General features: G+C 72.4%; 14 protein-coding genes. 12 read left to right on the top strand and 2 right to left on the bottom strand.

Annotated features, from left to right (window positions below; translation table 11 throughout):
- Nucleotides 1-24 precede the first annotated feature (24 nt).
- Entirely contained in the window at nucleotides 25-7,407 is a 7,383-nt protein-coding gene (locus tag ACFU3E_RS11940; protein ID WP_384155231.1) for an SDR family oxidoreductase, read from the top strand.
- A complete protein-coding gene (locus tag ACFU3E_RS11935) occupies nucleotides 7,400-11,299 on the top strand; it encodes a type I polyketide synthase (protein ID WP_384155228.1) in 3,900 nt (1,299 codons plus the stop codon). The genes ACFU3E_RS11940 and ACFU3E_RS11935 overlap by 8 nt, the downstream gene beginning before the upstream one ends.
- Before the next feature lie 61 nt (nucleotides 11,300-11,360).
- Here ACFU3E_RS11935 and ACFU3E_RS11930 read toward each other — a convergent pair whose 3' ends face one another.
- Nucleotides 11,361-12,638, bottom strand: coding sequence for a condensation domain-containing protein (locus tag ACFU3E_RS11930; RefSeq protein ID WP_384155225.1), 1,278 nt, complete (start codon nucleotides 12,636-12,638; stop codon nucleotides 11,361-11,363).
- A 263-nt stretch (nucleotides 12,639-12,901) separates the two neighbouring features.
- Here ACFU3E_RS11930 and ACFU3E_RS11925 point away from each other — a divergent pair, with 263 nt between their 5' ends.
- Both ACFU3E_RS11925 and ACFU3E_RS11920 read left to right on the top strand, forming a co-directional pair.
- Nucleotides 12,902-13,684, top strand: a complete 783-nt coding sequence (locus ACFU3E_RS11925) for an SDR family oxidoreductase (RefSeq protein WP_384155222.1) — start codon at nucleotides 12,902-12,904, stop codon at nucleotides 13,682-13,684.
- Between the two features lie 12 nt (nucleotides 13,685-13,696).
- Complete coding sequence (locus tag ACFU3E_RS11920) at nucleotides 13,697-14,524, top strand: alpha/beta hydrolase family protein (protein WP_384155219.1); 828 nt, start codon at nucleotides 13,697-13,699, stop codon at nucleotides 14,522-14,524.
- A gap of 28 nt (nucleotides 14,525-14,552) precedes the next feature.
- Here ACFU3E_RS11920 and ACFU3E_RS11915 read toward each other — a convergent pair whose 3' ends face one another.
- Nucleotides 14,553-15,014: a MarR family winged helix-turn-helix transcriptional regulator gene (locus ACFU3E_RS11915; RefSeq protein ID WP_384155216.1), complete on the bottom strand. Its 462-nt coding sequence runs from the start codon at nucleotides 15,012-15,014 to the stop codon at nucleotides 14,553-14,555.
- Between the two features lie 146 nt (nucleotides 15,015-15,160).
- Here ACFU3E_RS11915 and gap point away from each other — a divergent pair, with 146 nt between their 5' ends.
- From gap to ACFU3E_RS11875, 8 genes are all read left to right on the top strand, one after another.
- Nucleotides 15,161-16,171, top strand: coding sequence for a type I glyceraldehyde-3-phosphate dehydrogenase (gene gap / locus ACFU3E_RS11910; RefSeq protein ID WP_384155213.1), 1,011 nt, complete (start codon nucleotides 15,161-15,163; stop codon nucleotides 16,169-16,171).
- A 135-nt stretch (nucleotides 16,172-16,306) separates the two neighbouring features.
- Nucleotides 16,307-17,503, top strand: a complete 1,197-nt coding sequence (penM, locus tag ACFU3E_RS11905; protein WP_384155210.1) for a pentalenolactone synthase — start codon at nucleotides 16,307-16,309, stop codon at nucleotides 17,501-17,503.
- Between the two features lie 324 nt (nucleotides 17,504-17,827).
- The gene (gene ptlH / locus ACFU3E_RS11900) at nucleotides 17,828-18,679 is read left to right on the top strand and encodes a 1-deoxypentalenic acid 11-beta-hydroxylase (RefSeq protein ID WP_384155207.1); all 852 of its coding nucleotides are present in this window, start codon (nucleotides 17,828-17,830) and stop codon (nucleotides 18,677-18,679) included.
- Between the two features lie 60 nt (nucleotides 18,680-18,739).
- Nucleotides 18,740-20,194: an MFS transporter gene (locus ACFU3E_RS11895; RefSeq protein ID WP_384155204.1), complete on the top strand. Its 1,455-nt coding sequence runs from the start codon at nucleotides 18,740-18,742 to the stop codon at nucleotides 20,192-20,194.
- Between the two features lie 128 nt (nucleotides 20,195-20,322).
- Nucleotides 20,323-21,123: a 1-deoxy-11-beta-hydroxypentalenate dehydrogenase gene (ptlF, locus tag ACFU3E_RS11890; protein ID WP_384155201.1), complete on the top strand. Its 801-nt coding sequence runs from the start codon at nucleotides 20,323-20,325 to the stop codon at nucleotides 21,121-21,123.
- Nucleotides 21,081-22,895 (top strand): neopentalenolactone/pentalenolactone D synthase, encoded by a 1,815-nt coding sequence (gene ptlE, locus ACFU3E_RS11885; protein ID WP_384155198.1) that lies wholly within the window; start codon nucleotides 21,081-21,083, stop codon nucleotides 22,893-22,895. The genes ptlF and ptlE overlap by 43 nt, the downstream gene beginning before the upstream one ends.
- A gap of 35 nt (nucleotides 22,896-22,930) precedes the next feature.
- Nucleotides 22,931-23,830, top strand: a complete 900-nt coding sequence (gene ptlD, locus ACFU3E_RS11880) for a neopentalenolactone/pentalenolactone F synthase (protein ID WP_384155195.1) — start codon at nucleotides 22,931-22,933, stop codon at nucleotides 23,828-23,830.
- Nucleotides 23,827-24,840 carry a polyprenyl synthetase family protein gene (locus ACFU3E_RS11875; protein ID WP_384155192.1) on the top strand — a complete coding sequence of 338 codons (1,014 nt, stop codon included), beginning with the start codon at nucleotides 23,827-23,829 and terminating at the stop codon, nucleotides 24,838-24,840. Before ptlD ends, ACFU3E_RS11875 begins: the two co-directional genes overlap by 4 nt.
- Nucleotides 24,841-24,914: the final 74 nt, after the last annotated feature.

Raw genomic sequence — 24,914 nt, 5'->3', positions numbered from 1 at the left:
ATTTGTCTGACGAGGGTGGTAACCGTGCTCCAGGACGCAGACGACTCCAAGGTTTCCGCGTCGCCGCCGCGCAGTGCTCCCGAGCCGGCCACGGCTTCGGGCCCGGCGACTTCGGGCCCGGTGACTCCGGCCGTGCCGACGGGCCTGACCGGAGCGCAGGAAGGCATCTGGTACGGGCAACAGCTCGGCCCGCGGAGCCCGGCTTACAACACCGGCGAGTACCTGGAGATCCACGGACCGCTCGACAGGGACCTGTTCGAGACGGCGCTGCGCCGCACCGTCTCCGAGACGGAAGCGCTGGGGCTGCGCTTCGTCGACACACCCGAGGGACCGCGCTGCCGGTGGGCGCCGACCGACGACTGGGTGCTGCACGTGCAGAACGTGAGTTCCGCGCCAGATCCCACGGGGGCGGCCGAGGCGTGGATGCGCGCCGACCTCGCCACCACGGTGCCGCTGGACGAGGGCGCGCCGTTCACCCATGCCCTGTTCAAGGCGGCCGAGGACCGCCACCTGTGGTTCATGAAGGTCCATCACATCCTCCTGGACGGCTACGGATACCTGCTCGTCTTCCGCAGGACCGCCGAGGTCTACAGCGCGCTGGCGGCCGGGCAGGAAGTGCCGGCCGCGTGGTTCGCCCCCGTCCGGACGCTCCAGGACGAGGAGGCCACCTACCGGGCCTCGGAGCGCTACGAGCGGGACCGCGCCCACTGGGCGAAGCGCCTCGCCGGCCTCTCCGGGGCCGTCACGCTCACCGAGGGCTCCGCGCTGCCCTCGCCCGCCTTCGTGCGCCGCGCGGCGCGCCTGTCCCCGGCCGCCGCCGAGCGACTCTCGGCCGTCGCGTCCGAGGCGGGCGCGAACCGCAACGAGCTGCTGCTCGCCGCCGTCGCCGCGTACACGTACCGCGTGACCGGCCACGAGGACGTGGTCCTGGGTGTGACGACCATGAGCCGGCTCGGATCCGCCGCTCTGCGCACACCGGGCACGGTGTCGAACAATCTTCCGCTACGGCTGTCCGTGCGGCCGGGCGCCACGGCGACCGAGCTGATCGCGGCGACGGCCGACGGGCTGCGGGACGTCCGCAAACGCCAGCAGTACCGCGGCGAGGACCTGCGCCGGGACCTGAAGTTCCTGGGCGGCGACCGACGGCTGTTCGGGCCGCTCGTCAACCTGGTCCCCTTCTCCCACCGACTGCACTTCGGCGGCCACCCCGCGACGCCGCACCACCTGTCGGGCGGCGCGGTCGACGACCTGCTGATCACCGTGCGGCCGGGCGCGGACGGCACCGGTCTGGACATCGCCCTCGACGCCAACCCGGCGCTGTACGCCGAGGAGGAGATCGTCGGTCACCTGGCGGGACTGCTGGATGTGCTGGACCAACTAGGCGCCGCAGGGGAGGAGTTCACGGTCGACAAGGCGGTTGCGCACTCTTCGCGTTCGGACGAGGGCCCCGCCCGGATGCCCACCGGGCCGGCCGACGGCCTCACCCCTACCGCCGACACCGACACCGACATCGAGCCCCCGAGCGGCCCCGAAGCTCTCGTCTGCCGCCTCTTCGAGGAGTTGCTCGCACTGCCCGCGGGCTCGGTCGGGCCGGACGACGACTTCTTCGACCTCGGCGGGCAGTCCCTGCTCGCCGCCAAGCTGCGGACCAGGCTGCGGGCCGCCACCGGCGCCGAGGTGTCCCTGAGGACGATCTTCACCAAGCCGACCCCCGCCCAGATCGCCGCGGGGATGGCGGCCCCCTCCGCCGCGCGGCCACCCGCGCGGCCGGCGCTGGTGGCCGCCGAGCGCCCGGAACGGATCGCGCTGTCCTCCGCCCAGCAGGGCATGTGGTTCCTCAACCAGCTCGACCCCACGGTCGCCACGTACAACATGCCGCTCGTCGTACGGCTGAAGCGGCCGGTCGCCGACGAGGCCCTGCGCGCCGCGCTGACGGACGTCGTCGACCGGAACGAAGGCCTGCGCACCCTCCTGCCGCAGGCCGACGGCACGCCGTACCAGGACATCCGCGCGCCGGGAACCGTGCGGCCGACGCTGGAGTCGGTGGACTGTCCCGCCGAGGAGGTGGCGGCGTACGTCGCCACGGCACTGCGCCGTCCGTTCGACCTGACGCGGGACCTCCCCCTGTGGGCGGGACTGTACGGCCCCCGGAACGGGGAGCGGACGCTGGTACTCGTCCTGCACCACAGCGCGGCCGACGGGTGGTCGCTGGTGCCGTTCGCGCACGACCTCTCGACGGCGTATGCGGCCCGCGCGCAGGGCCGGGCTCCCGACTGGGCGCCGCCGGGCGTCCAGTACGCCGACTACGCGCTGTGGCAGGAGAAGCTGCTCGCCGGACTGCGCGACGCCGACTCCCTGATGGGCCGTCAACTGGCGTTCTGGAAGAAGGCTCTGGCCGGCCTGCCCGAGGAGATCCCGCTGCCTGCCGACCGGGAGCGCCCCGCCGTGCCCGGTCGCCGGGGCCGCGGCCTGAGCGTCGACATCGGCGCCGGCCTGCACCGCGCCCTGCTGCGGCTGGCCGACACCGGCGGGGCCAGTCTGTTCATGGTCCTCCAGGGCGCTCTGGCCGCCCTGCTCACCCGCTGCGGCGCCGGTACCGACATCCCCGTCGGCACGCCGGTCGCGGGGCGCGCCGACGCGGCCCTGGACGAGGTGATCGGCGTCGTCACCAACACCCTCGTCACCCGCACCGACACCTCGGCGGACCCCGCGTTCCGCGACCTGCTGGCCCGGGTGCGCGCCTTCGACCTGGCGGCCTACGACCATCAGGACCTGCCGTTCGACCGGCTGGTGGACGAGCTCAACCCGGCCCGCGCGGCCGCCCGGCACCCGCTGTTCCAGGTGATGCTGGCCCTCCAGAACAACACCGAGGCGGTCCTGCGGCTCGGCGAGAACGCGGCGCCTCTGCATCCCACGGCGACCGGCACGGCGAAGTTCGACCTGTTCGTCGAGTTCACGGAGCGCCGCGCCGACGACGGGACACCCGCCGGGCTGTCCTGCCATGTCGAGTACGACACCGGCCTCTTCGACGAGGCCACGGTCCGCCGGTTGGCCGACGGACTGCGCGAGACGCTCGCCGCCGTGGCCGCGGACCCGGACCTGCGGATCAGCGAGCTGCCCGACCCCGGCCCGCGGCCTGCGCGGACCCCCGCGGCGGACGCCCCCTTCGCCACCTTCGATTCGGAAGCCCTGGAACGGGCGGTCCTCGCGGCGGGCGGCATCAGGGAGTGCGTGGCCCTGCCGCCACAGGACGGCGACGACGGCAGGCCGACCGTCCTGGCCGTGCCCACCCGGGCGAACGCGGCCGAGCAGGCAGAGCGCGCGTTGCGGCAGACGGCTCCCCAGGGACGGGCACCGCGGATCATGGCCGTCACCGACCTGCCCCGCAGCGCGGACGGCTCCCTGGACACCGCCGCGCTGGACAGCCTCCCAAAAATCGGCACGGAACAGGCGGAGCGGTGGCGGCGGGCGCTGGCGAAGCTGCCCGGGGTGGACGACGTCACCGTGGAACTGGAGGAGGACACCGAGCCCCTGGGCCTGCTGCACGCGGGACCGGCCGCCTCGCGCCCGGCCGAGCGGACGGGGGCCGAGGAGGCCGCGCAGGCGGCGGCCGCCCCCGGGCAGGAGGCCGTACCTTCGCTGAGCGAGGGGCCCGAACTGCCCGAACCCCGGGTGCGGACGTGGGCGGAGGCCCTGCGCCGGGCGGCGACCGGCGGACCGCACGCCGAGGTGGTGCACGTGCGGGCCGACGGCACCACCGTGCGCCGCAGCTACGCGAGCCTCGCCGAGGAGGCGTCCCGGGTCCTGGGCGGGTTGCGCGCGCTGGGCCTGCGCCCCGGCGACCAGGTGATCCTCCAGTGCGACGACACCGAGGACTTCCTGGCGGCCCTGTGGGGCTGCGTCCTCGGCGGGTTCGTCACGGTGCCGCTGACCGTCCCGTCGTCCTACGCGGAGGACTCCGCGGCGGTGAACAAGCTGGAGGGCGTATGGGGGATGCTGGGCCGTCCGTGGATCGTCACCTCCGGCGGTCACGAGGCGGGCCTGCGCGCCTTCGCCGGACGGCGCGGTCTGGCCGACCTGCGGCTGACCACCGTGGACGAGCTGCGCTCGGGGCCCGCCGACGCCGACTGGCATCCGGCCCGCCCGGACGACCTGATCCTGATGCTGCTGACCTCCGGCAGCACCGGCCTGCCCAAGGCGGTCCGGATCAGTCACCGGGGCGTGCTCACCCGTTCCGCGGCCACCGCGCAGGTCAACGGCCTGACGGAGCACGACGTTTCGCTGAACTGGATCCCGCTCGACCACGTCACCGGCGTGGTGATGTTCCACCTCCGGGACGTCTACCTGGGCTGCCGGCAGGTCCACGCGCCCACCTCGTGGGTCCTTGAGGACCCGCTGCGCTGGATGGACCTGGCGGACCGGCACCGGGTCACCGTCACCTGGGCGCCCAACTTCGCCTTCGGGCTGCCCGCCGAGCACACGGACCGGATGGCCGACCGCCGGTGGGACCTGTCGCCGATGCGGCTGGTGATGAACTGCGGCGAGGTCGTGGTGGCCGCCACCGCCCGCCGCTTCCTCCAGGTGCTCGCCCCGTTCGGGCTGCCGCCCACGGTCGTGCACCCCGGCTGGGGGATGTCCGAGACCTGCTCGGTGGTCACCGACGCCGAGCTGCCGGCCGAACCTGCGGCGGACGAGGACGGCTTCGTCAGCTGCGGGCTGCCCTACCCCGGGTTCGCCATGCGGGTGGTGGACGACCAGGGCCACGTCGTGCCCGAGGGCACGGTCGGGCACTTCCAGGTCCGCGGCACCTCAGTGACCTCCGGCTACCACGACAACCCGGAGAAGAACGCCGAGTCGTTCACCGAGGACGGCTGGTTCGACACCGGGGACCTGGCCTTCCTGCGGGCCGGCGAACTGTACATCACCGGCCGGGCCAAGGACGTCATCATCATCAACGGCGTCAACCACTACAGCCACGAGATCGAGGCCTGCGTGGAGGAACTGCCGTTCGTGGAGCGGTCCTTCACGGCCGCGTGCGCGGTACGGCCGGACCCCGCGGCGGACACCGACCAACTGGCCCTGTTCCTGCGGGTGCTGCCCGGCACCGATCTGGCCGAGGCGCTGCGCACGGTCCGCGGCAAGGTGACCCGGCAGATCGGGATCACCCCCGCGTACCTGGTCCCGGTGGAGCCGGAGACCATCCCCAAGACCGAGATCGGCAAAATCCAGCGGACGCAGCTGCGGGCGCGTTTCGAGGCGGGCGAGTTCGACGAGGACATCCGCCGCACCGAGGTGCTGCTGGGCACCGCCGCGACCGTACCGGACTGGTTCCTGCGCCCGGTGTGGCGGCGGGCGCGGCGCCCGCGGCCCACGGCCTCCCCCGCTCGGCACACCCTCGTGGTCGCCGGACGCGACACGCTGGGCGCCCGGGTCGCCGAGAAGCTGGCCGGGCTGCTGTGGCGGCGCGGCGCCCTGTGCACGGTCGTCACCGCGGCCGCCGGGTTCCGCCGGGTCGACGCGTCCCGCTACCACGTCCGCGTCGACCGGCCCGAGGACTACGAAGCGCTGCTCGCCGGCCTGACCGTGGACGGCCGCCCGGTGGACACCGTGATCCACCTGGGAGCGCTGACCGCAGGCCGCGACGAGCCCGAGTCCGTGACCGGCCTGCTGGAGGCCCAACAGGACGGCGTGGACAGCCTGGTGTGCCTGGCCAGGGCCCTGTCCCCGAACGGCACCTCAGACCGTACGGTCGCCCTGCGTCTAGTGACCGGCGGCACCCAGGACGTCCTGCCCGAGGACCGGCCCTCCTGCCTGCACGCCGCCGCGGGCGGCCTGTTGAAGAGCCTGCGGGAGGAACTGCCCTGGCTGGACGCCGGCCGGCTGGACCTCCCGGTCGCCGACCCCGCCGAGGCCGCCCGGCTGATCCTCGCCGAGGCGGACGGCCCGGCGACCGACACCGAGGTGGCGTACCGGAACGGCGAGCGCTGGGTGCGCCGCCTGGCCCCGCTGCCCGACCCGCTCCCCCGCAGGCGACCGGCCCCCGCCACCGACGGCTTCCTCCTGGTGAGCGGTGGACTCGGCGGCGTGTCCGCCCTGGTCGCCGAGCATCTGCTCGCGGTGCCGGGCACCCGGCTACTGCTGGTCGGCCGTACCGAACTGCCGCCCGAGCACACCTGGGACACCGCGGCCGACCGGGACGGCGAGACTGCCCGGCGCATCGAGACGTACCGCAGGGTGCGCGAGCGCGGGGAGGTGCGCTACGCGTGCGCCGACGTCACCGACCCCGCGCAGGTGCGCGCCGTGGTGGACGAGGCCGCCGCCGCCTGGTCGACCCCGCTGGCCGGGGTGGTGCACCTCGCGGGCGCGTTCGACCAGCGGCCCGTGACCGAGTACGACCTGGACGCCTGGCGGGCCGCGCTCGCCGCGAAGGTCACCGGCGGCTGGGTGCTGCACCGGCTGGCCGAGGACTGCTCGGCGTCGACGTTCCTGTCCTTCTCCTCGGTCAACGGCTTCTTCGGCGGCTCCATGACGGGCGCGTACGCCGCCGCCAACGCCTTCCTCGACGCCCTGGCGGTACGTCAGCGCCGCGAGGGCGGGATGACCGCCCACAGCCTGGCCTGGAGCATGTGGAACGACATCGGAATGAGCCGGGGCTACGAGCTGCGGGCGCTCACCGAAGCGCGCGGGTACCGGGTCCTGGACCACGCCGCCGCGCTGCGCTCCCTCGACCTCGCCCGCTCCCTGGACGAGCCGCACTTGCTCATCGGCGTCGACCGCGGCGCCCCCTGGGTGCGCGGCCGGCTCACGGGCCCGGCGCGCCCGGTGCACCGCCTCGCGGCCCGCGTGGCGCTGCGCGAGGGCACCGACCTCGGGGGGTTGTACCGGGCCGCGGCGGACGGTGCCCGGCTGGCGGGGGCCGCCGAGCGGTGGGTCCTGCGGACGGCCGGCACAGCGCCCGTCGGCACGGCGCCCGCCGGTGCGGCGCCCGTTCGGCCCGCCGATCCGGACACCGACGGGCTCCGGGCGCTGGAGGACCGGCTGTGCGGCATCTGGCGCCGGGTCCTGGACCGCGACCGCGTGGGTGTCGACGACAGTTTCTTCGACCTCGGGGGCACGTCCCTGCTGCTGGTACGGGCGATGACCTCGATCAACGGGGAACTTGGCTGCGACCTGACCGTCGTGGACCTGTTCAGCCATCCCACGGTCGCGGCGCTGGCCCGGCACCTCGTCGACCGGGTGACCGTCCCCGAGACCGCGGACGGAGAAGAGGTGGCCCGGAACGACGGACCTCCCGCGCCGGGCGGACCCCTGGCGGGCGCACGGCAGCGGGCTCAGCGGCAGCGCGCCGCACGCACCAGGACCACTCGGCAGAACAAGCGGGACAAGGGGACCGACGGCGATGACTGACACTCCTGACACTCCGGAGAACGGGCGCACGGACAACGGCCTCCCGGACGAGGAGTTCTCGGACGACGACATCGCCGTCATCGGCATCGCGGCGCGCTTCCCCGGGGCCGACACCGTGGAGGAGTTCTGGGAGAACGTCGTCGCCGGCACGGAGTCGATCCGCCCGGTCGACGACGAGGAGTTCCTCGCCGCCGGCGGCGATCCGGCGGACCTCAAGGACCCCTCCCTGGTGCGCAGGGCCTCGGTAGTCAAGGGAATCGACCTGTTCGACGCGGACTTCTTCGGCTGCAGCCCCGCCGAGGCCGCGATCGTGGACCCGCAGCAGCGGCTGCTGCTGGAGTGCGCCTACCACGCGCTGGAGGCGGCGGGGTACGCCGCCGACCGGGAGGAGCGGACGATCGGCGTCTACGCGGGCGCCGGAGACAGCCGTTACTACGCCTCCCACGTGTACCCGAGGTTCGCCGGCCGGCCCGGCTCGGTGGAGCTGGTGCACAGCACCGCAGCCAACTCGCTGGGCACCCTGGCCACCAGGATCTCGTACGAACTCGGGCTGACGGGACCGAGCCTGTCACTCCAGACGGCCTGCTCCACCGGGCTGGTGGCGATCCACACGGCCTGTCAGGACCTGCTGAACCACGCCTGCGACATGGCGCTGGCCGGGGCGGTCTCGGTCAACCCGGCGGCGAAGCTCGGCTACCGCCACGTCCCGGGCGGCATGTTCTCCCCCGACGGCCGCTGCCGGGCCTTCGACGCGGACGCCGCGGGCACCGTGCCCGGCGACGGCGTCGGCGCGGTGGTCCTCAAACGCCTGGGGGACGCCCTGGCCGACGGCGACCGGATCCGGGCGGTGATCAAGGGGTCGGCGGTCAACAACGACGGCCGTCGGAAGGTGGGCTTCAGCGCGCCCAGCACCGAGGGGCAGGCCGAGGCGATCCTGACGGCCCAGACGCTGGCGGGCGTCGACGCGGACTCCATCGGCTACCTGGAGGCCCACGGCACGGGCACGAACCTCGGCGACCCCATAGAGGTGGAGGCGCTGACCCGGGTGTTCCGGGAGAGCACCGACCGCACGCGCTTCTGCGCCCTGGGCTCGGTGAAACCCAACATCGGCCACCTCGGGGCCGCGGCCGGCATGGCGGGGTTCATCAAGGCTGTGCTGGTCCTGGAGCACCGGCTGATCCCGCCGGTCGCGCACTTCCGCCGCGCGAACCCGCTGATCGACCTGGCCGCGAGCCCGTTCCGGGTGCCGGCCGCGCCGGAGGAGTGGCCGTCGCGGAACGGTCCGCGCCGGGCCGGCGTCAGCGCCTTCGGCATCGGCGGCACGAACGCCCACGTCGTCCTGGAGGAAGCGCCGCCGGCACCGGTGAGCGACCGCCCGGACGACACCCCCGGGGCGCGGTGGCAGGTGCTGCCGCTGTCCGCCCGTACCCCCGGAGCCCTGCGCGGCCAGTGCGAGGGGCTCGCCCGGCATCTGGCGGACCGTCCCGACGCGGACCTGGCCGAGGTGTCCCACACTCTGCGCACCCGCCGCCCCGCGATGCCCCACCGGGCCGCGGTCGTCGTCGAGGACGGCCGGGACGCGGTCAAGGCACTGGGCCGTCCGCTGTCCGACACTCCCGCGCGGGGCGCGGACCGCTCCCCGCGCTTGGCCTTCCTGCTGCCCGGCGGCGGCGCCCACTACCCGGGCATGGGCGCGGAGTTGTACCGGGGCTGCGCCCCGTACCGTGACGTCGTCGACCACTGCACCGGCCTGCTGCGGCCGGTGCTGGGCCTGGACCTGCAGGACACGCTGTTCGGCGCGGGCACCGCCGACGACGGCGTGCCGGGGCTGCTGTCGGTGGTGGTCACCGAGTACGCCTTGGCGACCGTGCTGATGGAGCGCGGGGTCCGTCCGGACGCCCTGATCGGTCACTCCCTGGGCGAGTACACCGCGGCCTGTCTCGCCGGGGTCATGGACCTGGAGGAGATGCTGCCGCTGGTGGCCGAGCGCGGGCGGCTGTCGGTGACGGCCGGCGGCGCCACCGTGAGCGTGGCCCTGGGCGAGGAACGGCTGCGCCCCCTGCTGACCGGCGGGCTCTCGCTCAGCGTGGTGAACGGCCCGGACGCCTGCACGGTCGGGGGCGACGAGGAGGCGGTGGCCGCACTGGAGCGGCGACTGGCGGCCGAGGAGATCCCGCACCGGCGGCTGGCGCTGTCGCTCGCGGCCCATTCCCATCTCCTCGACCCGATCCTCGACGACTTCGCCGAGCTCGTCCGCGGGGTCACCCTGCGCCCGCCCCGGATCCCCTACGTCACCGACACCACCGGCACCTGGGTCACCGCCGAGGAGGCGACCGACGTCCGGCACTGGGTCGACCAGCTCCGCGGGACCGTCCGGTTCGCCGACGGCGTCCGGACCCTGTGGGAACACGGCGAACCGCTGATGGTGGAGGTAGGCCCCGGCGACGCGCTGTCCAAGCTGACCCGGGCCTGTCTGCCGGAGGCGGCGCCGACCACGGTCACCACCATGCGCCACGCCAAGGGCACACGGTCCGACGTCCAGGTGTTCACCGAGGCACTGGCACGGCTGTGGACGGCCGGGGTTCCGGTCGATCTCGCACCGCTGGACGGAGCCCGGGAGCACGGCCCGGGGGCGTCCCTCCCGGGCTACGCCTTCGACCGCCGCCGCCACTGGATCGACCCACCACGCCACGCCGCGCACCTGGCACCCGAGAGCACCTCGCCGGTCACCACGGAATCCGCGGACACCGCGAACACCATGGAGGCCCCGGAGAACACGGTCGCGACGGCCGCCACCCGGGCCCCCCGGCCGTACCTCCAAACCGCGTACGACGCCCCCCGCACCGCCCTCGAACGCGCGGTCGCCGAGCAGTGGCAGGAGGTGCTGGGCGTGGAGCCGGTCGGCATCCACGACAACTTCTTCGACCTGGGCGGCGACTCGATGCGCGCGGTCCTCCTGGCCGGCCGGCTGCGGGACGCGGGCGTGCTCGACGTGCCGGGCTCGACGGTTCTGGCCTCCCCCACGGTGGCCGGCCTGATGGACCGGGCGGGCCGCCGCGGCGGCGGGCTGGACGCCTTCGCCCCGGTCCTCGCGCTGCGCTCCGCGGGCGACCGGCGCCCGCTGTTCTGTCTGCACCCCGGCGGCGGCATCGGCTGGCGGTACGCCGGCCTGCTCGCCCACCTGGGGGACCGGCAGCCCGTCTACGCCATCCAGGCGCGCGGGCTGGACGGTTCCGCACCCCCCGCCACCGACGCGAAGGACATGGTCGAGTCCTACCTGGACCTGCTGCGCGAGATCCAGCCGGAGGGCCCCTACCGGCTGCTCGGCTGGTCGTACGGCGGTCTGGTGGCCCACGCCATGGCGACCGCGCTGCAAGGCGAGGGCGAGCGGGTGGAGTTGCTGGCCATGCTGGACTCCCCGCTGCTGCACCGCCACCCCCCGTCCCCGGAGGTGGCCGAACGGCAGGTGGCGGCCCTGGTCTCGCGGCTCACCGGTGTCCACCTGCCCGAGGGCGCGCCGGCCGACGTCGAGGCACTGCTGCGGCTGCTCGACGCGTCCGGCCCCGCGCCGGGCGCGGAGGTGACGGCCGCGGAGGCGGACCGGATCGCCCGGGTCATGCGCAACAACCTGCGCATCGCATCGGACTTCGAGCTTGAGGTGTTCCACGGCGACGTGCTGTTCTTCAGCGCCGTCGGCGGCGCGGCCGCCTCCGGCGGTTCGGACGACCCGTCGGACGCCCAGGACAAGGCCGCGGAGTGGGGTGCCTACGTCGACGGGGTGATCGAGGACCACGAAGTGGCGTGCGGTCACTACGACATGACGGAGCCGGAGCCGATCCAGCGGATCGGCGAAATCGTGGCGGCGGCCCTGGAGGAAAAGAATCTCCCGTAGTTCCTTTAAGGCGTACGCCCTTTCAGGCGTGGGTCTTTTCGGGTGTAGGTCCTTCCTTTTCTCAGCCCTCGCCCTGCTCGGCGAGGGCGAGGAGGCTCGCGCGGACCTCGTCGCGTAGTTCGCGCATGAACGCCCGGCTGAAACAGGCGGTGTGGTGGGGGAATTCGACGGCGAGCCGGCCGTCGAAAGAGGTGACGCAGGCCATGATCGGACTGCGGCCGGCCTGCGGGAAGTAGTGCTCGCGGGCGGGCACCAGCCGCACGTCGGTGAGCCGTACGCCCTGCGGGAGGCGCGGGCCGGGCACGACGCCCATGTTGGTGACGATGACCGTGCCGAGGTGGAGCGTCGGATGCTGCGCGGCCGAGGGCATGATCCGCATCTCACGGAAGAGGTCGCCGCTGTTGAGGAAGTCCCGTATTCCGGCGCCGGTACCCCGCGCGAGTTCCAGGAGGTCGCCGTCCTCTTCGACGGGCAGGGTCTGGAGGTGCATGGTGACCGCGGCGACCATGCGGGAGGCGGGCACGGGAGGCGACAGACGGGCGCGCAGGTCGACCGGTGACACGCAGCCCAGGACGCGCGGTCCAGTACCGTCCAGGCGCCGGCGAGCGGCGAGCAGCACAGCGGCGCTGAGCAGGGCGTGCACCGACACGCCTTCCGCGCGGGCCCGTTCACGCAGCCGGGCAGTCGGGCCGGCGTCGAGCAGCAGCCGCCGGACTTCGATCCGCTGGGGTTCCCCGGGTGTCTCCTCGCCGGCCGTGTTCGCGTCGAACGGGACGAGAGTGACGGGGTGGCGGCCGATCTGCTCCACCCGCTGCCGCAGGTACTTCGCGTCCTCCTCCGGGTCCGCGGCGGGGAGCAAGGCGCTGACAGGGCCGGGGAGTTCGGTCGCGGGCGCGTGCCGGTCCGCGGTGCCCTCGACGAGTTCCCGGTAGCGGTCCCAGACGGCGTTGAGGAGGGCGATCGCGCTGTGTCCGTCGGTGATGACGTGGTCGACGCTCAGCACCAGGGTGTGCCGTTCGGCGTCGGGGGCGCTCACGAGGACCGCGCGGGCCAGCGGTCCGCCCACCGGCAGCGGGGTGTTGAACTCCTCCAGGTACGCCTCCTCGCTGCCGGTGCGCAGCCGCAGCCGGGGCCGCTCGGCCTCCGGGAGGGGCGCGAGGGCGTGGCCGTCACCGTCCCGGACGATCCGCGTGAGCAGCGTCGGCCGCTCCGCAATGACCGTCTCGAACGCCGCGGCCAGGACCGCCGGTTCGACGGGACCGTCCAGGACGCAGGAGACGACCGCCCGGCTCCGCTGGGCGACGTAGAGGTTTTCCGCGGGGCACAGCGCGCGTCGCATGCAGACAGCCCTTCTCGGCACCGTGTGATCTTTTCCTACGGCAGGATAAGGCGTTTCGGTGACGTGTGGAACGGAACACCGGACGACCTCGGGAGAATCAAGCGGAATTCAAGTGCCGCCCTCCTCGGGCGAATCCGCGGCGGGCGTTCTGGAATTCACCTGGAGCCCTTCCTCATGTCCGACTTGACTCCGCCTGGAACACCTTGACCGGCCAACTCCGCGTCGATCAGGGTCAGGTGTCGGATGCGGAGAAGGAGAAGACATTGACGGGCACCGGACGGCACCAGGGCAGGACCGCGCTGATCACGGGGGGCAGCCGCGGTATCGGACGGGCCATCAGCAGACGGCTAGCGGCCGAGGGCGCGCTGGTCGCCGTGCACTACGGGCACGACGCGGCGGCGGCCGACAGTACGGTCAAGGAGATCGAGTCGGACGGCGGCCGGGCGTTCGCGATCCACGCGGAACTGGGCGTCGCCGGTGACGCGGCCACGCTGTGGGCCGCGTTCGACCGCGAACTGGCCGCGTACGCGCCGGAGGCCGAGCCGGGTCTGGACATCCTGGTCAACAACGCCGGGATCACGCTCCCGCGGCCGATCGAGCAGGTCACCGAGGAGGACTACGACCGTGTCTTCGCGGTGAACACCAAGGCCCCGTTCTTCATCCTCCAGCAGAGCCTCGGCCGGCTGCGGGACGGCGGTCGGATCGTCAACGTCTCGTCGGCGGCCACGCGTTTCGCCTACCCGTCGATCATCGCCTACTGCATGACCAAGGCGGCGCTGGACCATCTGACGTTGCCCCTGGCCGTCCAGCTCGCCCCGCGGAACATCACGGTGAACGCGGTCGCGCCCGGCTTCACCGAGACGGAGATCAACCCCACCCTGAAGGACCCGCGGATCCGGAAGGCGCTGTCCGCGCACTCGGTGTTCGACCGGCTCGGCCAGCCGGCGGACATCGCCGACGTGGTCGCGTTCGTGACGAGCGACGACGCCCGCTGGGTGACCGGCCAGTGGCTCGACGCGACCGGTGGCGTCCACCTCGGCCTTTAGAAGGAGCACCGCATGACCTCCAGGGAGATCTCGGCCTTCGCCGCCGAGGAGGAGCAGCGCGTCCTGAGCCTCAGGCCGGTCCTCGCCCCGGTGCACGGCCGGTACGGGGACCATCCCCACCAGGTCTACGACGCCTGGCCCGCCGAGGACCCGGACGCACCCCTGGTGCTGCTGCTGCACGGCGGGTACTGGCGCTACGACCGTATGCATCTGACGCCGTTCGCCGCCTGGTTGGCGCGGCAGGGCTTCTCCGTGCTGCTGCCGGGTTTCCGCCGGTCCGGGGGTGCCGGCGGCTATCCGGAGACCTTCGACGACGTCGCCCGGATCGTCGACACCCTGCCCGAGGGCCGGCCCTACGTCCTGGCCGGTCACTGCTCCGGCGGTCATCTCGCCCTGTGGTGCGCGGCACGGGCGCTGCTTCCCGCCGACTCGCCCTGGTACACGTCGTCCCTGCCGCCAGCCGTGCTCGCCCTGGCTCCGTTGACCGATCTGGCGGCCACCCACCGGGATCGGCTCAGCGACGACGCGGCGCTGCAACTGCTGGGCGGGCCCGACCTGTTCGAGGCAAGGATGCCGACCGTGGACCCCCTGACTCTGCTGAAGAGCGAGCGGACGACGGGGGTGCGGACCGTGCTGCTGCACGGCGAGGTCGACGAGGAGGTGCCGCTGTCGCAGTTCGCGGACTACGCGGCGGTCCACGACGACCTGGAGACCGTCGTGCTGCCCGGCATCGGCCACTACACGCTCATCGAGCCCGGCGCCCCCGGCGCGCAGGCGGTCGCCGCCACCCTGCGCCACCTGGCCGCGACGCTGCCCGCCGATGGTCACCGGCCCTCCTGACCACCACGGCCGTCGATCGCGGGCGGGCCTACCGTCCGGCCTGGGCCCCGAGTTCGGCGAGGCGGGTCAGGGCGGGGAGCGCCGCGGCGATCGCCTGCCGTTCTGCGGGCTCCAGTTGGGCGATCAACGGGAGCAGATGCCGGCCGCGGTCCTCGCGCCGGGACCGCCACACCTTCTCACCGCTCTCCGTGATGTGGATGAGGACCGCGCGCCGGTCGACCGGATCGGGGCGGCGCACCACCAGTCCCTCCCCCTCCAGCCGGGTGACCAGCTGGGTGAGGCCCGGCTGGCTCATCTGCTCGGTCTTGACGAGCTCGCTCAGTCGCTTGGGACCGCCGACGGCGAGCGTGTCCAGCACGGACAGGGTCGTGAAGGGCAGCTTCTGTACCGCAGGCAGCCGGATGTAGTAGCGGTTGAAGGCCTCGATCGCCCCGGTGAAGTCGCCGACGTCGAGGTCGGCGCGGGAATCGGTGGATTGAGTGGAAGTCACACTGGCAAATATATCCCAGACTTATATAAGCTCTCAATCGGTAGTGGCTCGGGCATCTCCCCCGGCCCGGCGCGCGGCCCCGTCGACGCAGCACGACACCCCGCGCGGCCACTGCGGCAAGGCTCCCGACGATCAGGACGAGAATCATGACCATCACTGTGGGAATCAACGGCTTCGGCCGTATCGGCCGTAGCTTCTTCCGCGCCCTGCTCACGTCCGGCGCCGACCTCCGCGTGGCCGCGGTCAATGACCTGACCAGCCCGCAGACCCTGGCGAACCTGTTGAAGTACGACAGCGTGTACGGGCCGCTGCCGCAGGACGTCGTGGCGGAAGGCTCGTCGATCCGGATCGGGGACACCGTCATCGAGGTGCTCAGCGAGCGCGACCCGGCGCAGCTGCCCTGGGGCCGCCTCGGGGTCGATGTCGTCATCGAGTCGACCGGCGTGTTCAACGACGCCGCCAAGGCCCGGGCGCACATCGACGCCGGCGCCTCGAAGGTGGTGGTCTCCGCCGCGGCGAAGAACGCGGACCTCACGCTCGTCTACGGCGTCAACCACGACCTGTACGACCCCGAGAGGCACACGATCGTCTCCAACGCCTCGTGCACCACGAACTGTCTGGCGCCCATGGCCCGGGTGCTCGACGAGGGGCTCGGCATCGAGTGCGGCACCATGACCACGATCCACGCCTACACGCAGGATCAGAACCTCCAGGACGGCCCGCACCCCGACCTCCGTCGGGCCCGCGCGGCCAACCTCAGCACCATCCCGACCACCACCAACGCCGCCAGTGCGATCGGCCTCGTGCTCCCGAGCCTGAACGGCAAGCTCGACGGGTTCTCGGTGCGGGTCCCCGTCCCTGTCGGCTCACTGACCGACCTGACGGTCCGGGTCGGCCGCGACACCACGGTGGAGGAGGTCAACTCGCTGTTCCGCAAGGCGGCGGACGGCGATCTGGCACGGATCCTGCGCTACACCACGGACCCGGTGGTCTCGGCGGACATCGTCAGGGACCCGGCGTCCTGCATCTTCGACGCCCAACTCACACAGGTGATCGAGGGGCGCCACGTCCACGTCTTCGGCTGGTACGACAACGAGTGGGGATTCTCCAACCGCCTCATCGACACGACCCTGTTGGTCGGCGGCGCGGCCGCGTGACGGACGCCGCCCAGCCCGGCACGGCGTAGGCAGGCGGCAGGGGGCGAAGAGCCCCGCGGCACCGGTGGAGACCGGCCGCCCCCTGCCGCCGCGCGCCCCGTGACCCTCCCCTTCCGGAACACGTGAGGTGACTCCATGCAGGAACTTCCGACGTTACCGTTCGACAACCCGGACATCATGGGCATCGCGCCCCAGATGCGTGCCCTGCAGAAGGAGGGTCCGATCAGCAGGGTGCGGGCCGCGGGCGAGGAGGCCTGGCTGGTCACCCGCTACGACGAGGTCAGAAGGCTGCTCGCCGACCGGCGGCTCGGCCTCAGCAACCCCTACCCGGAGCGGTCGGCCAAGAGCAAGGCCAGAAGCACCATGATGGCGCTGATGGCCGGGGACGACTACGGCACCGAGGCCAGAGAGCACCCCCGGCTGCGCGAGCTGCTCGTGCCCCGGTTCTCCACGCGCCGGATGCGCCTGATGAAGACCCGGATCGAGCGCCACGTGGACGAGCTGCTCGCCCAGATCGCCGCCGGCCCTCGGCCGGCCGACCTGCACCGCGCGCTGGCGTTCCCGTTGCCGACCATGGTGGTCTGCGATCTGCTCGGCGTGCCGCTGGAGGACCGGGAGCGGTTCGGGCAGTGGGCGAGGGGCACCTTCGACCAGAGCGACGCCCAGCACTCGGCGAACACCTTCCAGCAGGTCGTCGACTACATGACGGAACTCGTGGCGCGCAAGCGGACCGAGCCCGGCGACGACATCCTGTCCGAGCTGATCGCCGAGGAGAACGGCTCGCTGTCCGACGCGTACATCGCCCAACTGGGCAACGCCGTGCTGTTGTTCGGCTACGAGACCACCATCGTGCGCATCGACCTGGGCGTCCTGCTCCTGCTGCGCAGTCCGGCCCAGCGGGCCCTGCTGGCCGAGAAGCCCGAGCTCGCGCCGGCCGCGGTCGAGGAGATCCTGCGCCTGGGCGTGGGCGGCAAGGGGTCCAACGCGCTGATCCCCCGCTACGCGCACAGCGACATCACCGTCGGCGAGACGGTGATCCGCACCGGGGACGCGGTGATGCTGGCCATCGGCGCGGCCAACTACGACGACCGGGCCTACCCCGACGGCGACCTGTTCGACCTCACCAGGGTCCGGCCAAAGCCACACCTGGCGTTCGGGCACGGCACCCGGCACTGCATCGGCCGCGTGCTGGCCCGGATCGAACTGACCGCGGTGTTCGAGCGGCTGTTCCGCACCCTGCCCGACCTGCGGCTCGCGGTGCCCGAGGAGTCGCTGCACTGGCAGGAGCACCGGATCACCGGCGGATTCGACGAAATCCCCGTCACCTTCTGAACGACTCCGGTGTCCAGAACCGGCCGCCGCACGGAGACGCCCTAGAAATACATCGTGAGCTTATATAAACTTTCAATCGATCGATTCGCTGGCCCATCGCCCGGCGTGTGGTCCGTGACGGATCACAGCGCGTTCCGCGCAGCACCGGACCCCCGCAGCGACGGCGCTCATGGACCCCGGTGAGGGACACCACGACGGACCGTTCGTCCGGTTCCCCGTCCCCGTTCACCGGATCCCCCGCCTCCCCCGGCGCCATCGAAGCCGCCGGCCCCCGGATGTTCGCCGCTCCTCCCTCACGCACAGACATCACGAGGACAAGGAACCATGACGGAAACTTTCAGCGACTACGTCGACTGCACTCCACTTCTCGACGACCGTGAGGCCATCGACCGGTTCTACGACGAGCACGGTTACGTCTATCTGCGCGACGCTTTGGACCGTGACCTCGTGCGGACCGCCGCTGAGCAGATGCTCCACGGCCTGATCGCCCTTGGCCACGCCGCCCCCGGCACCACGCTCGACACCCTCACCATCGACTCCTTCGAGGCAGTCGACGAGGTGGCGATGCACGACTACGTCAAGTACGACGACCTGTGGAACCACCCCTCCACGCTCAAGGTCTGGGAGAAGGTCTTCGGCGAGCCCGTCTTCGTCTTCAAGTCGACGACGATCCGCTACTACCCCTCCGCCGCGGGTTCCGCAGCCCCGAGCTTCCTCACCCCGCTGCACCAGGACGGCTTCTACATCGGCCCGAACAAGGACTTTCGCACCGCCTGGATACCGCTGCTGCCGACGAGCCGCACCATAGGCGGCGTCGCCGTCGCCGACCGCAGCCACAAGAAGGGCCCGCGCGAGCACGTCGTCACCGAGAACTTCCGCCGCTTCGGCCACCCCGTACGCGGCATCCCGGCGGAGGAGTTCGGCGCGGACGAGCAGCTGCTGTTCTCGCCGATGGAACCGGGCGACGTGATCATCTTCCACGCCTTCATGTGCCACAAGTCCATCCCGAACGTCTCGGAGAACCCGGCCGGCATGCGGATGTCGATGGACACCCGCATCCAGCCCGCCTCCTCGCACCGCGGGTTCAACGCCCTGACCCCCTGGACCGAGTCGGCGAAGGACCCCTCCAAGGGCATCCTGTCGAAGATCACCGGTACACCCACCACCACTGAGTGACGACCTCGCCCCGCAGCACCCACCTCACCCGTCCCCGACACACGCCTGGGTAGGCAGCGCATGACGAAACGCGGGGGCCTCCCCCCTCTGCAACGGCCCGACGCGACTCCGCGGTCCCCGGCCGGCACGACACCGGCCGCCGGAGGGCTCCATGGCATCGCCCTGGCGGTGGTGCTCGTCGGATACGCCCTGTCCATCGTGGACGCCTCCATCGTCAACGTGGCGCTGTCCTCGATCAGCGACGACCTCCACGGCGGTCCCGCCGCGCTGGAGCTGGTGGTGTCCGGCTACGGGCTCACCTACGCCCTCGGCCTGGTGCTGGGCGGACGGCTGGGCGACGCTTTCGGCCGACGGCGTCTGTACGCCTACGGGCTCGCGGCGTTCACCGTCACCTCGGCGCTGTGCGGGCTCGCCCCGACCATCGAGTTCCTCGTCGTGGCCCGGCTGTTGCAGGGCGCGACCGCCGCCATGCTCGTACCGCAGGTGCTGGCGACGATCCAGGCGGCCACCGAGGGCAGGGCGCGCGCCCGCGCGATCGGCCTGTACGGCGCGACCGCGGCCCTCGGCATGGTCGTCGGGCAGATTTTGGGCGGCCTGCTTGTCTCGCTGGACGTGGCCGGGATGGGCTGGCGGTCGGTCTTCGCGATCAACGTGCCGATCGGTGTGGCCGCGCTGCTGGCCGTCCGGCGCGTCCCCGCGACCAGGGCGGACGCCAAGCCGGGCTTCGACCCGGTGGGCACCGTGCTGTTCGGTGTCACCATGGTCTGCGTCCTGGCGCTGGTCGTGGCCGGCCCCGACCTGGGCTGGCCGCTGTGGCTGTGGTCGCTGCTGGCCGTCGCCGCGGCGGGGGCGGTGGCGCTGGCGCGGGCAGAACGCGGGCTGGAGGCGCGCGGCGGCTCCCCGCTGCTGTCTCCGGCGGTGCTGTCCCATCCCGGGATGCGCCGAGGGCTCGCGGCGATGGTGCCGTTCTCGGCCGGCTTCGGCGCCTTCCTGTTCGTCTACGCGCTGATCGCACAGGGGCACTTCGGGCTCGACGGACTCGAATCCGGCGGCGTGCTGACGCCGTTCGCGGCGGCGTTCTTCGTGGTGACGCTGTTCACGCCGAGGATCGCGGCGGCCCTGGGCAGCCGGATCGTCACCCTGGGCGCCCTTGTCCAGGCCACGGGACTGCTGCTGCTCGCGCTGGTGATCCGCGTGGGCTGGCCGCATCCCTCCCTGGCGCTCGTGCTCGTCGGGATCGGCCTCTACGGCGTGGGCGCGGCGCTGACCGGCCCGGCGCTGTTCCGGACGATCCTCGCCGACGTACCTCCCGCGCAGGCCGGCATGGGCAGCGGGGTGCTGGTGACCAGCCAGCAGATGGCGACCGCGCTGGGCGCCACCGTCGGCGGAACCCTCTACCTCTCCCTGGCCGACTGGCTGTCGACCGGGTCGGCGGCCGTGCTCGTCCTCGTCCTGCTGGCGTGTTGTGCGGCGACCGTTCTCGTGATCAGCCTGAAGCTGCCTGACCCCGACTGACACCCGCGCCCGTCGACCGGCGCCATCTGATCCAGACCTTCTCGTGGGGCAACGGCGCGCCGTCCTTCGGCGTGCTCGCGCGCAGAAGCGGAGACAGCCAAGTGCAGTTACAGACAAGGACAGCCGTCGTGACCGGCGCGGCCAGCGGCATCGGTCTCGCCCTCAGCGACCGCTTCGCGCGGGCCGGAGCGGCCGTGGTCATGGCGGACGTCGCGGGCGACGCGCTGCACCGCCGGGCCGCCGAACTCACCGCGCGGGGCGCGCGGGTCACCGCGGTGACCTGCGACTTGACCGACCCGGACGCCGTCGAACGGCTCGCGGACACGGCGTTCGACGTGCTCGGCGACATCGACGTGGTGTGCAACAACGCCGGGGTCCTCGGCCCCGTGGGACAGCCCCTGTGGGAGGTGGAACTGGAGCAGATGCGGCGGGCCTTCGAGGTGAACCACTGGGCGCACGTCCTGGTGGCCCGCGCCTTCGTCCCCCGGCTGCTGGAGTCCGGCCGCCCCGCCCACCTGATCCACACCGCGTCGATGTCCGCCTTCGTCGTCGGCGCGGGCAGCGCCGCCTACGCCGCCTCCAAGCACGCCGACCTCGCGGTCGCCCGCAGTCTGCGCGCCGATCTGCACGGCACCCCGGTCCGGGTGTCGGTGCTGTGCCCCGGCCGGGTCGACACCCCCATGGTCCAGGGCCTGACGGCGCCGCGCGGCGCGGGCGGCGACACCTCGGTGAGCGCCGAGGACGTCGCCGCACTCGTGGCGGAGGCCGTCGGCTCCGACCGCTTCTACCTCTTCAGCAACTCCGACGCCCCGGCTCGGCTGCGCGATCAGTTCGACGACGTGTGGCGTCACGTTCCCCTTCCGCCCCCTTCCCCCGAGGAGGAGCTGTGGCACGCGCCGAAAGCGACGACCGTGGCGACGAAAGCCTGACCATCGACCTGGAGGCGGTGCGGGAGAAGTACCGGCAGGAACGCGACAAGCGCACCGTCGGCCGCACCTACCGGTTCGCGCGCGGTGACTTCAGCCGCTACGCGCGAGACCCCTACACCGAGCGACGCGAGCGCGAGCCGCTCACCGACGAGGTGGACGTCGCCGTCGTCGGCGCCGGTATCGGCGGCCTGCTGACCGGCGCCCATCTGCGCAAGGAGACCGGACTCGACCGCATCCGGCTGATCGACGAGGCAGGCGACGTCGGCGGCACCTGGTACTGGAACCGCTTCCCCGGCGTCCGGTGCGACGTCGAGAGCTACATCTACATGCCGCTGCTCGAAGAGGTCGGCACGATACCCACCGAGAAGTACGCCACCGGCCCCGAGATCTTCGCGCACCTCCAGGCGATCGCCCGCAAGTACGACCTCTACCGCGACGCCCTCTTCCAGACCACTGTCACCGAACTGCGCTGGGACGAGGCCGCCGGGACCTGGCTGGTGAGCACCGACCGCGGGGATCTGATCCGGGCCCGGTACGTGGCCATGTCGATCGGCCTGATGCACCGCCCCAAACTCCCCGGGCTGCCGGGCCTGGAGACGTTCACCGGACACTCCTTCCACGCCAGCCGCTGGGACTTCGACTACACCGGCGGCGACAGCCACGGCGGCCTGACCAAGCTGAAGGACAAGAAGGTCGGCGTCATCGGCACCGGCTCGACGACCATCCAGCTCGCCCCGCACCTCGCCGAGTGGGCCGAGCAGCTCGTCCTCTTCCAACGCACCCCGGCCACCGTCGACGTGCGCGGCAACCGGCCCACCCCGCCCGACTGGGCGGACAGCCTGGAACCGGGCTGGCAGCAGCGCCGTATGGAGAACTTCCACGCGCTGACCTCCGGCATCCCGCAGGACGAGGACCTGGTCCAGGACCGCTGGACCCAGACCACGGCCAAGCTGGCCGCCGCGATCCTGCCCACCGGCGACACCGGGGGCGACCCGAAGGAGCGGGCGCTCGCAGCCGAGCGGGCGGACTTCCTCAAGATGGAGGAGCTGCGCGCCCGCATCGACAGCATCGTCACCGACCCGGCGACCGCCGCCGCCCTCAAGCCGTACTATCGCGTGTACTGCAAGCGCCCCTGTTTCCACGACGGCTACCTCCAGACCTTCAACCGGCCCAATGTGACCCTGGTCGACACCCAGGGGCAGGGCGTGGAGCGGCTCACCCCGGCCGGGGTGGTCGCGAACGGCCGGGAGTACCCGCTCGACTGCCTGATCTTCGCCACCGGATACGAGCACGAGTTCGCCGTCCCGTACACCGAGCGCGCCGGTTACGACATCGTCGGCCGCGACGGCGTGCGGCTGTCGCAGAAGTGGGCCGACGGGGCGCGCACCCTGCACGGACTCCAGGTGAACGGCTTCCCCAACTGCTTCATCCTGTCCAAGATCCAGGCCGGCCGGCACGTCAACATCGCCTACATGCTGGGCGAGCAGACCCGCCACCTCGCGTACATCGTCGGTCGCGTCGAGGCCCTCGGCCACCGGGTCGTGGAGGCCTCCGAGGCCGGTGAGAAGGAATGGGTCGAGGAGATCCTCCGGCTGGCCACCAACGACCTCGACTTCCTCGAGAACTGCACGCCCGGCCTCTACAACAACGAGGGCGACCCGAGCGGCATGCCCCTGCTCAACTCCAGCTACGGCGGGGGCTCAGTGGAGTTCGTGAACATCCTCAGGCGCTGGCGCGCGGCGGGCGACCTCGCCGGCCTCGACCTGCGCTGACCCCTGCTCCCCTTCTGCGAAAGGCGGCAACGCCCATGGACATAACGCCGATACCCGACGCCGCGCTCGGCGCCGTCGTGCACGGCGCCCAGGTCATCGGAGACGTGGACACCGCCCAGTTCGAGGAGATCTGGGCGGCGCTCGACACGCATCTCGTGCTCGTCTTCCGCGGCCACGAGCCCCCCTCCTACGAGGAGTTCCTCGCCTTCGGCCGCCGCTTCGGGTACATCCCGAAGACGGGTTTGACCAGCGGCGCCCACCCCGACCACAACGAGATCCTGATCGTCTCCAACCTGGTGGAGGACGGCCGCAGGGTCGGCGTCGGCGACGCCGACTGGATGGACTGGCACACCGACTACTCCTTCCGCCCCCGCGTCTCCCAGGTGGGTTTCCTGGAGGCCGTGGAAGTGCCGTCGTCCGGCGGTGGGGAGACCCTCTTCACCGACATGTACGCCCTGTACGAGTCACTGTCCCCCGAGGAGCGCCGGCGCCTGCACTCCTACCGGGTCCGCCACGCGCTGCGCACCGGGTACGAGGAGACCATCGAGGAGGAGCTCCAGCGCGAGGTGTCCCTCAGCGAGGGCACCGGGCAGATCCTGCCCGAGGACGGCACCTCCACCATCCACCCGCTGATCGCCCGCAATCCGCGCACCGGCCGCCAATCGGTCTACATCAGCACGCTGAACACCCGGCGGATCGTGGACCTGGCCCCCGAGGACAGCCGCAAGCTGCTCGACGAACTGCTCGCGCACGCGGGCAGGCCCGAGTACACCTACGCCCACACCTGGCAGCCCGGGGACATCGTCATGTGGGACCAGCTCGGCACGGTCCACGCCAAGCAGCCCTTCGACCCGGCCGAACGGCGCGTCATGCGCCAGGTCGTCAGCATCTTCGACGACCCGACCGCCCCCTGGCGCGCGGAGGTCGCCGCATGAGCACCGCTCCCGCCTGCCTCAGCCACAGCCGGGGCACGATCACCCCGGCGCTGCGCGCCGTCGTCGAACGGCTCGACCAGCGCTCACGTCACCAGGCGGCCTACCACTTCGGCTGGATCACCGCCGGCGGCGCGCCCACCAGCGCCGACGCCGGCAAGGCCGTACGGCCGGCGCTCGCACTGCTGTCGGCCGAGGCGGTCGGCGCGCCCCCGGAGGTCGCCCTGCCCGGCGCGGTCGCAGTGGAGCTGGTGCACAACTTCTCCCTGGTCCACGACGATCTGATGGACGGTGACGAGGAGCGCCGCCACCGGCGCACGGTGTGGAAGCTGTGGGGCCCCTCCAGCGCCATCCTGACCGGTGACGCGATGCTGGCGCTCGCCCAGGAGGTGCTGCTGGACACCGGGTTGCCGACGGCGGCGCCCGCCGCCCGGATGCTGGCGCGCGCCACCCGGCACCTGATTCGCGGTCAGGTCCAGGACCTGTCCTTCGAACATCGCGCCCACGTCACGGTCGAGGAGTGCGTCGACATGGCCGCTGGCAAGACCGGCGCGCTGCTGTCGGCGAGCGCCGCGATCGGCGCCGTCCTCGCCGGGGCGCCGGAGCGGGTCGTGGACGCGCTGGCGCTCTACGGCGACCAGGTCGGCGTCGCCTTCCAGCTCGTCGACGACGTGCTCGGCATCTGGGGCGATCCGGCCGTCACCGGCAAGCCGGTCCACTCCGATCTGCGTTCCCGCAAGAAGTCCCTGCCGGTGAGCTACGCGCTCAACAAGGACGATCCGCTCGGCGACGAGCTGGCCGCCTGGCTCGCCACCCGCGGCGACAGCGACGAGGAGGAACTGCGGCGCGTGGCCGGCCTGATCGAGGGCGCCGGCGGCCGGGACTGGGCGCTGGCCGAGGCCGCCCGGCGGCTGGCGCTGGCCGAGGACGCGCTGCGCGGTGTCGAACTGGACGCCGGCGCGCGGGACGAACTCCTCGCGCTCGGCCGGTTCGTCGTCGAGCGCGAGGTCTGAGACCACCACCCACACGCGCACGCCCTCGCCGACTTCCGCAAATGACTCCGATTACAGCGCCCCAGGGCACCGCC

Origin of the sequence: Streptomyces sp. NPDC057424 (genome assembly GCF_042803315.1) — a bacterium.
Lineage (GTDB): Bacteria > Actinomycetota > Actinomycetes > Streptomycetales > Streptomycetaceae > Streptomyces.
This window is presented reverse-complemented; position numbering and strand designations above follow the sequence as displayed.

Bases quoted from the DNA above. Each gene is read 5' to 3' on its own strand.
- ACFU3E_RS11895 (WP_384155204.1), top strand. From the start codon at position 18,740: ATGACGAAACGCGGGGGCCTCCCCCCTCTGCAACGGCCCGACGCGACT.
- ACFU3E_RS11935 (WP_384155228.1), top strand. From the start codon at position 7,400: ATGACTGACACTCCTGACACTCCGGAGAACGGGCGCACGGACAACGGC.
- ACFU3E_RS11875 (WP_384155192.1), top strand. From the start codon at position 23,827: ATGAGCACCGCTCCCGCCTGCCTCAGCCACAGCCGGGGCACGATCACC.
- gap (WP_384155213.1), top strand. From the start codon at position 15,161: ATGACCATCACTGTGGGAATCAACGGCTTCGGCCGTATCGGCCGTAGC.
- ACFU3E_RS11920 (WP_384155219.1), top strand. From the start codon at position 13,697: ATGACCTCCAGGGAGATCTCGGCCTTCGCCGCCGAGGAGGAGCAGCGC.
- ACFU3E_RS11930 (WP_384155225.1), bottom strand. From the start codon at position 12,638: ATGCGACGCGCGCTGTGCCCCGCGGAAAACCTCTACGTCGCCCAGCGG.
- ptlD (WP_384155195.1), top strand. From the start codon at position 22,931: ATGGACATAACGCCGATACCCGACGCCGCGCTCGGCGCCGTCGTGCAC.
- penM (WP_384155210.1), top strand. From the start codon at position 16,307: ATGCAGGAACTTCCGACGTTACCGTTCGACAACCCGGACATCATGGGC.
- ptlH (WP_384155207.1), top strand. From the start codon at position 17,828: ATGACGGAAACTTTCAGCGACTACGTCGACTGCACTCCACTTCTCGAC.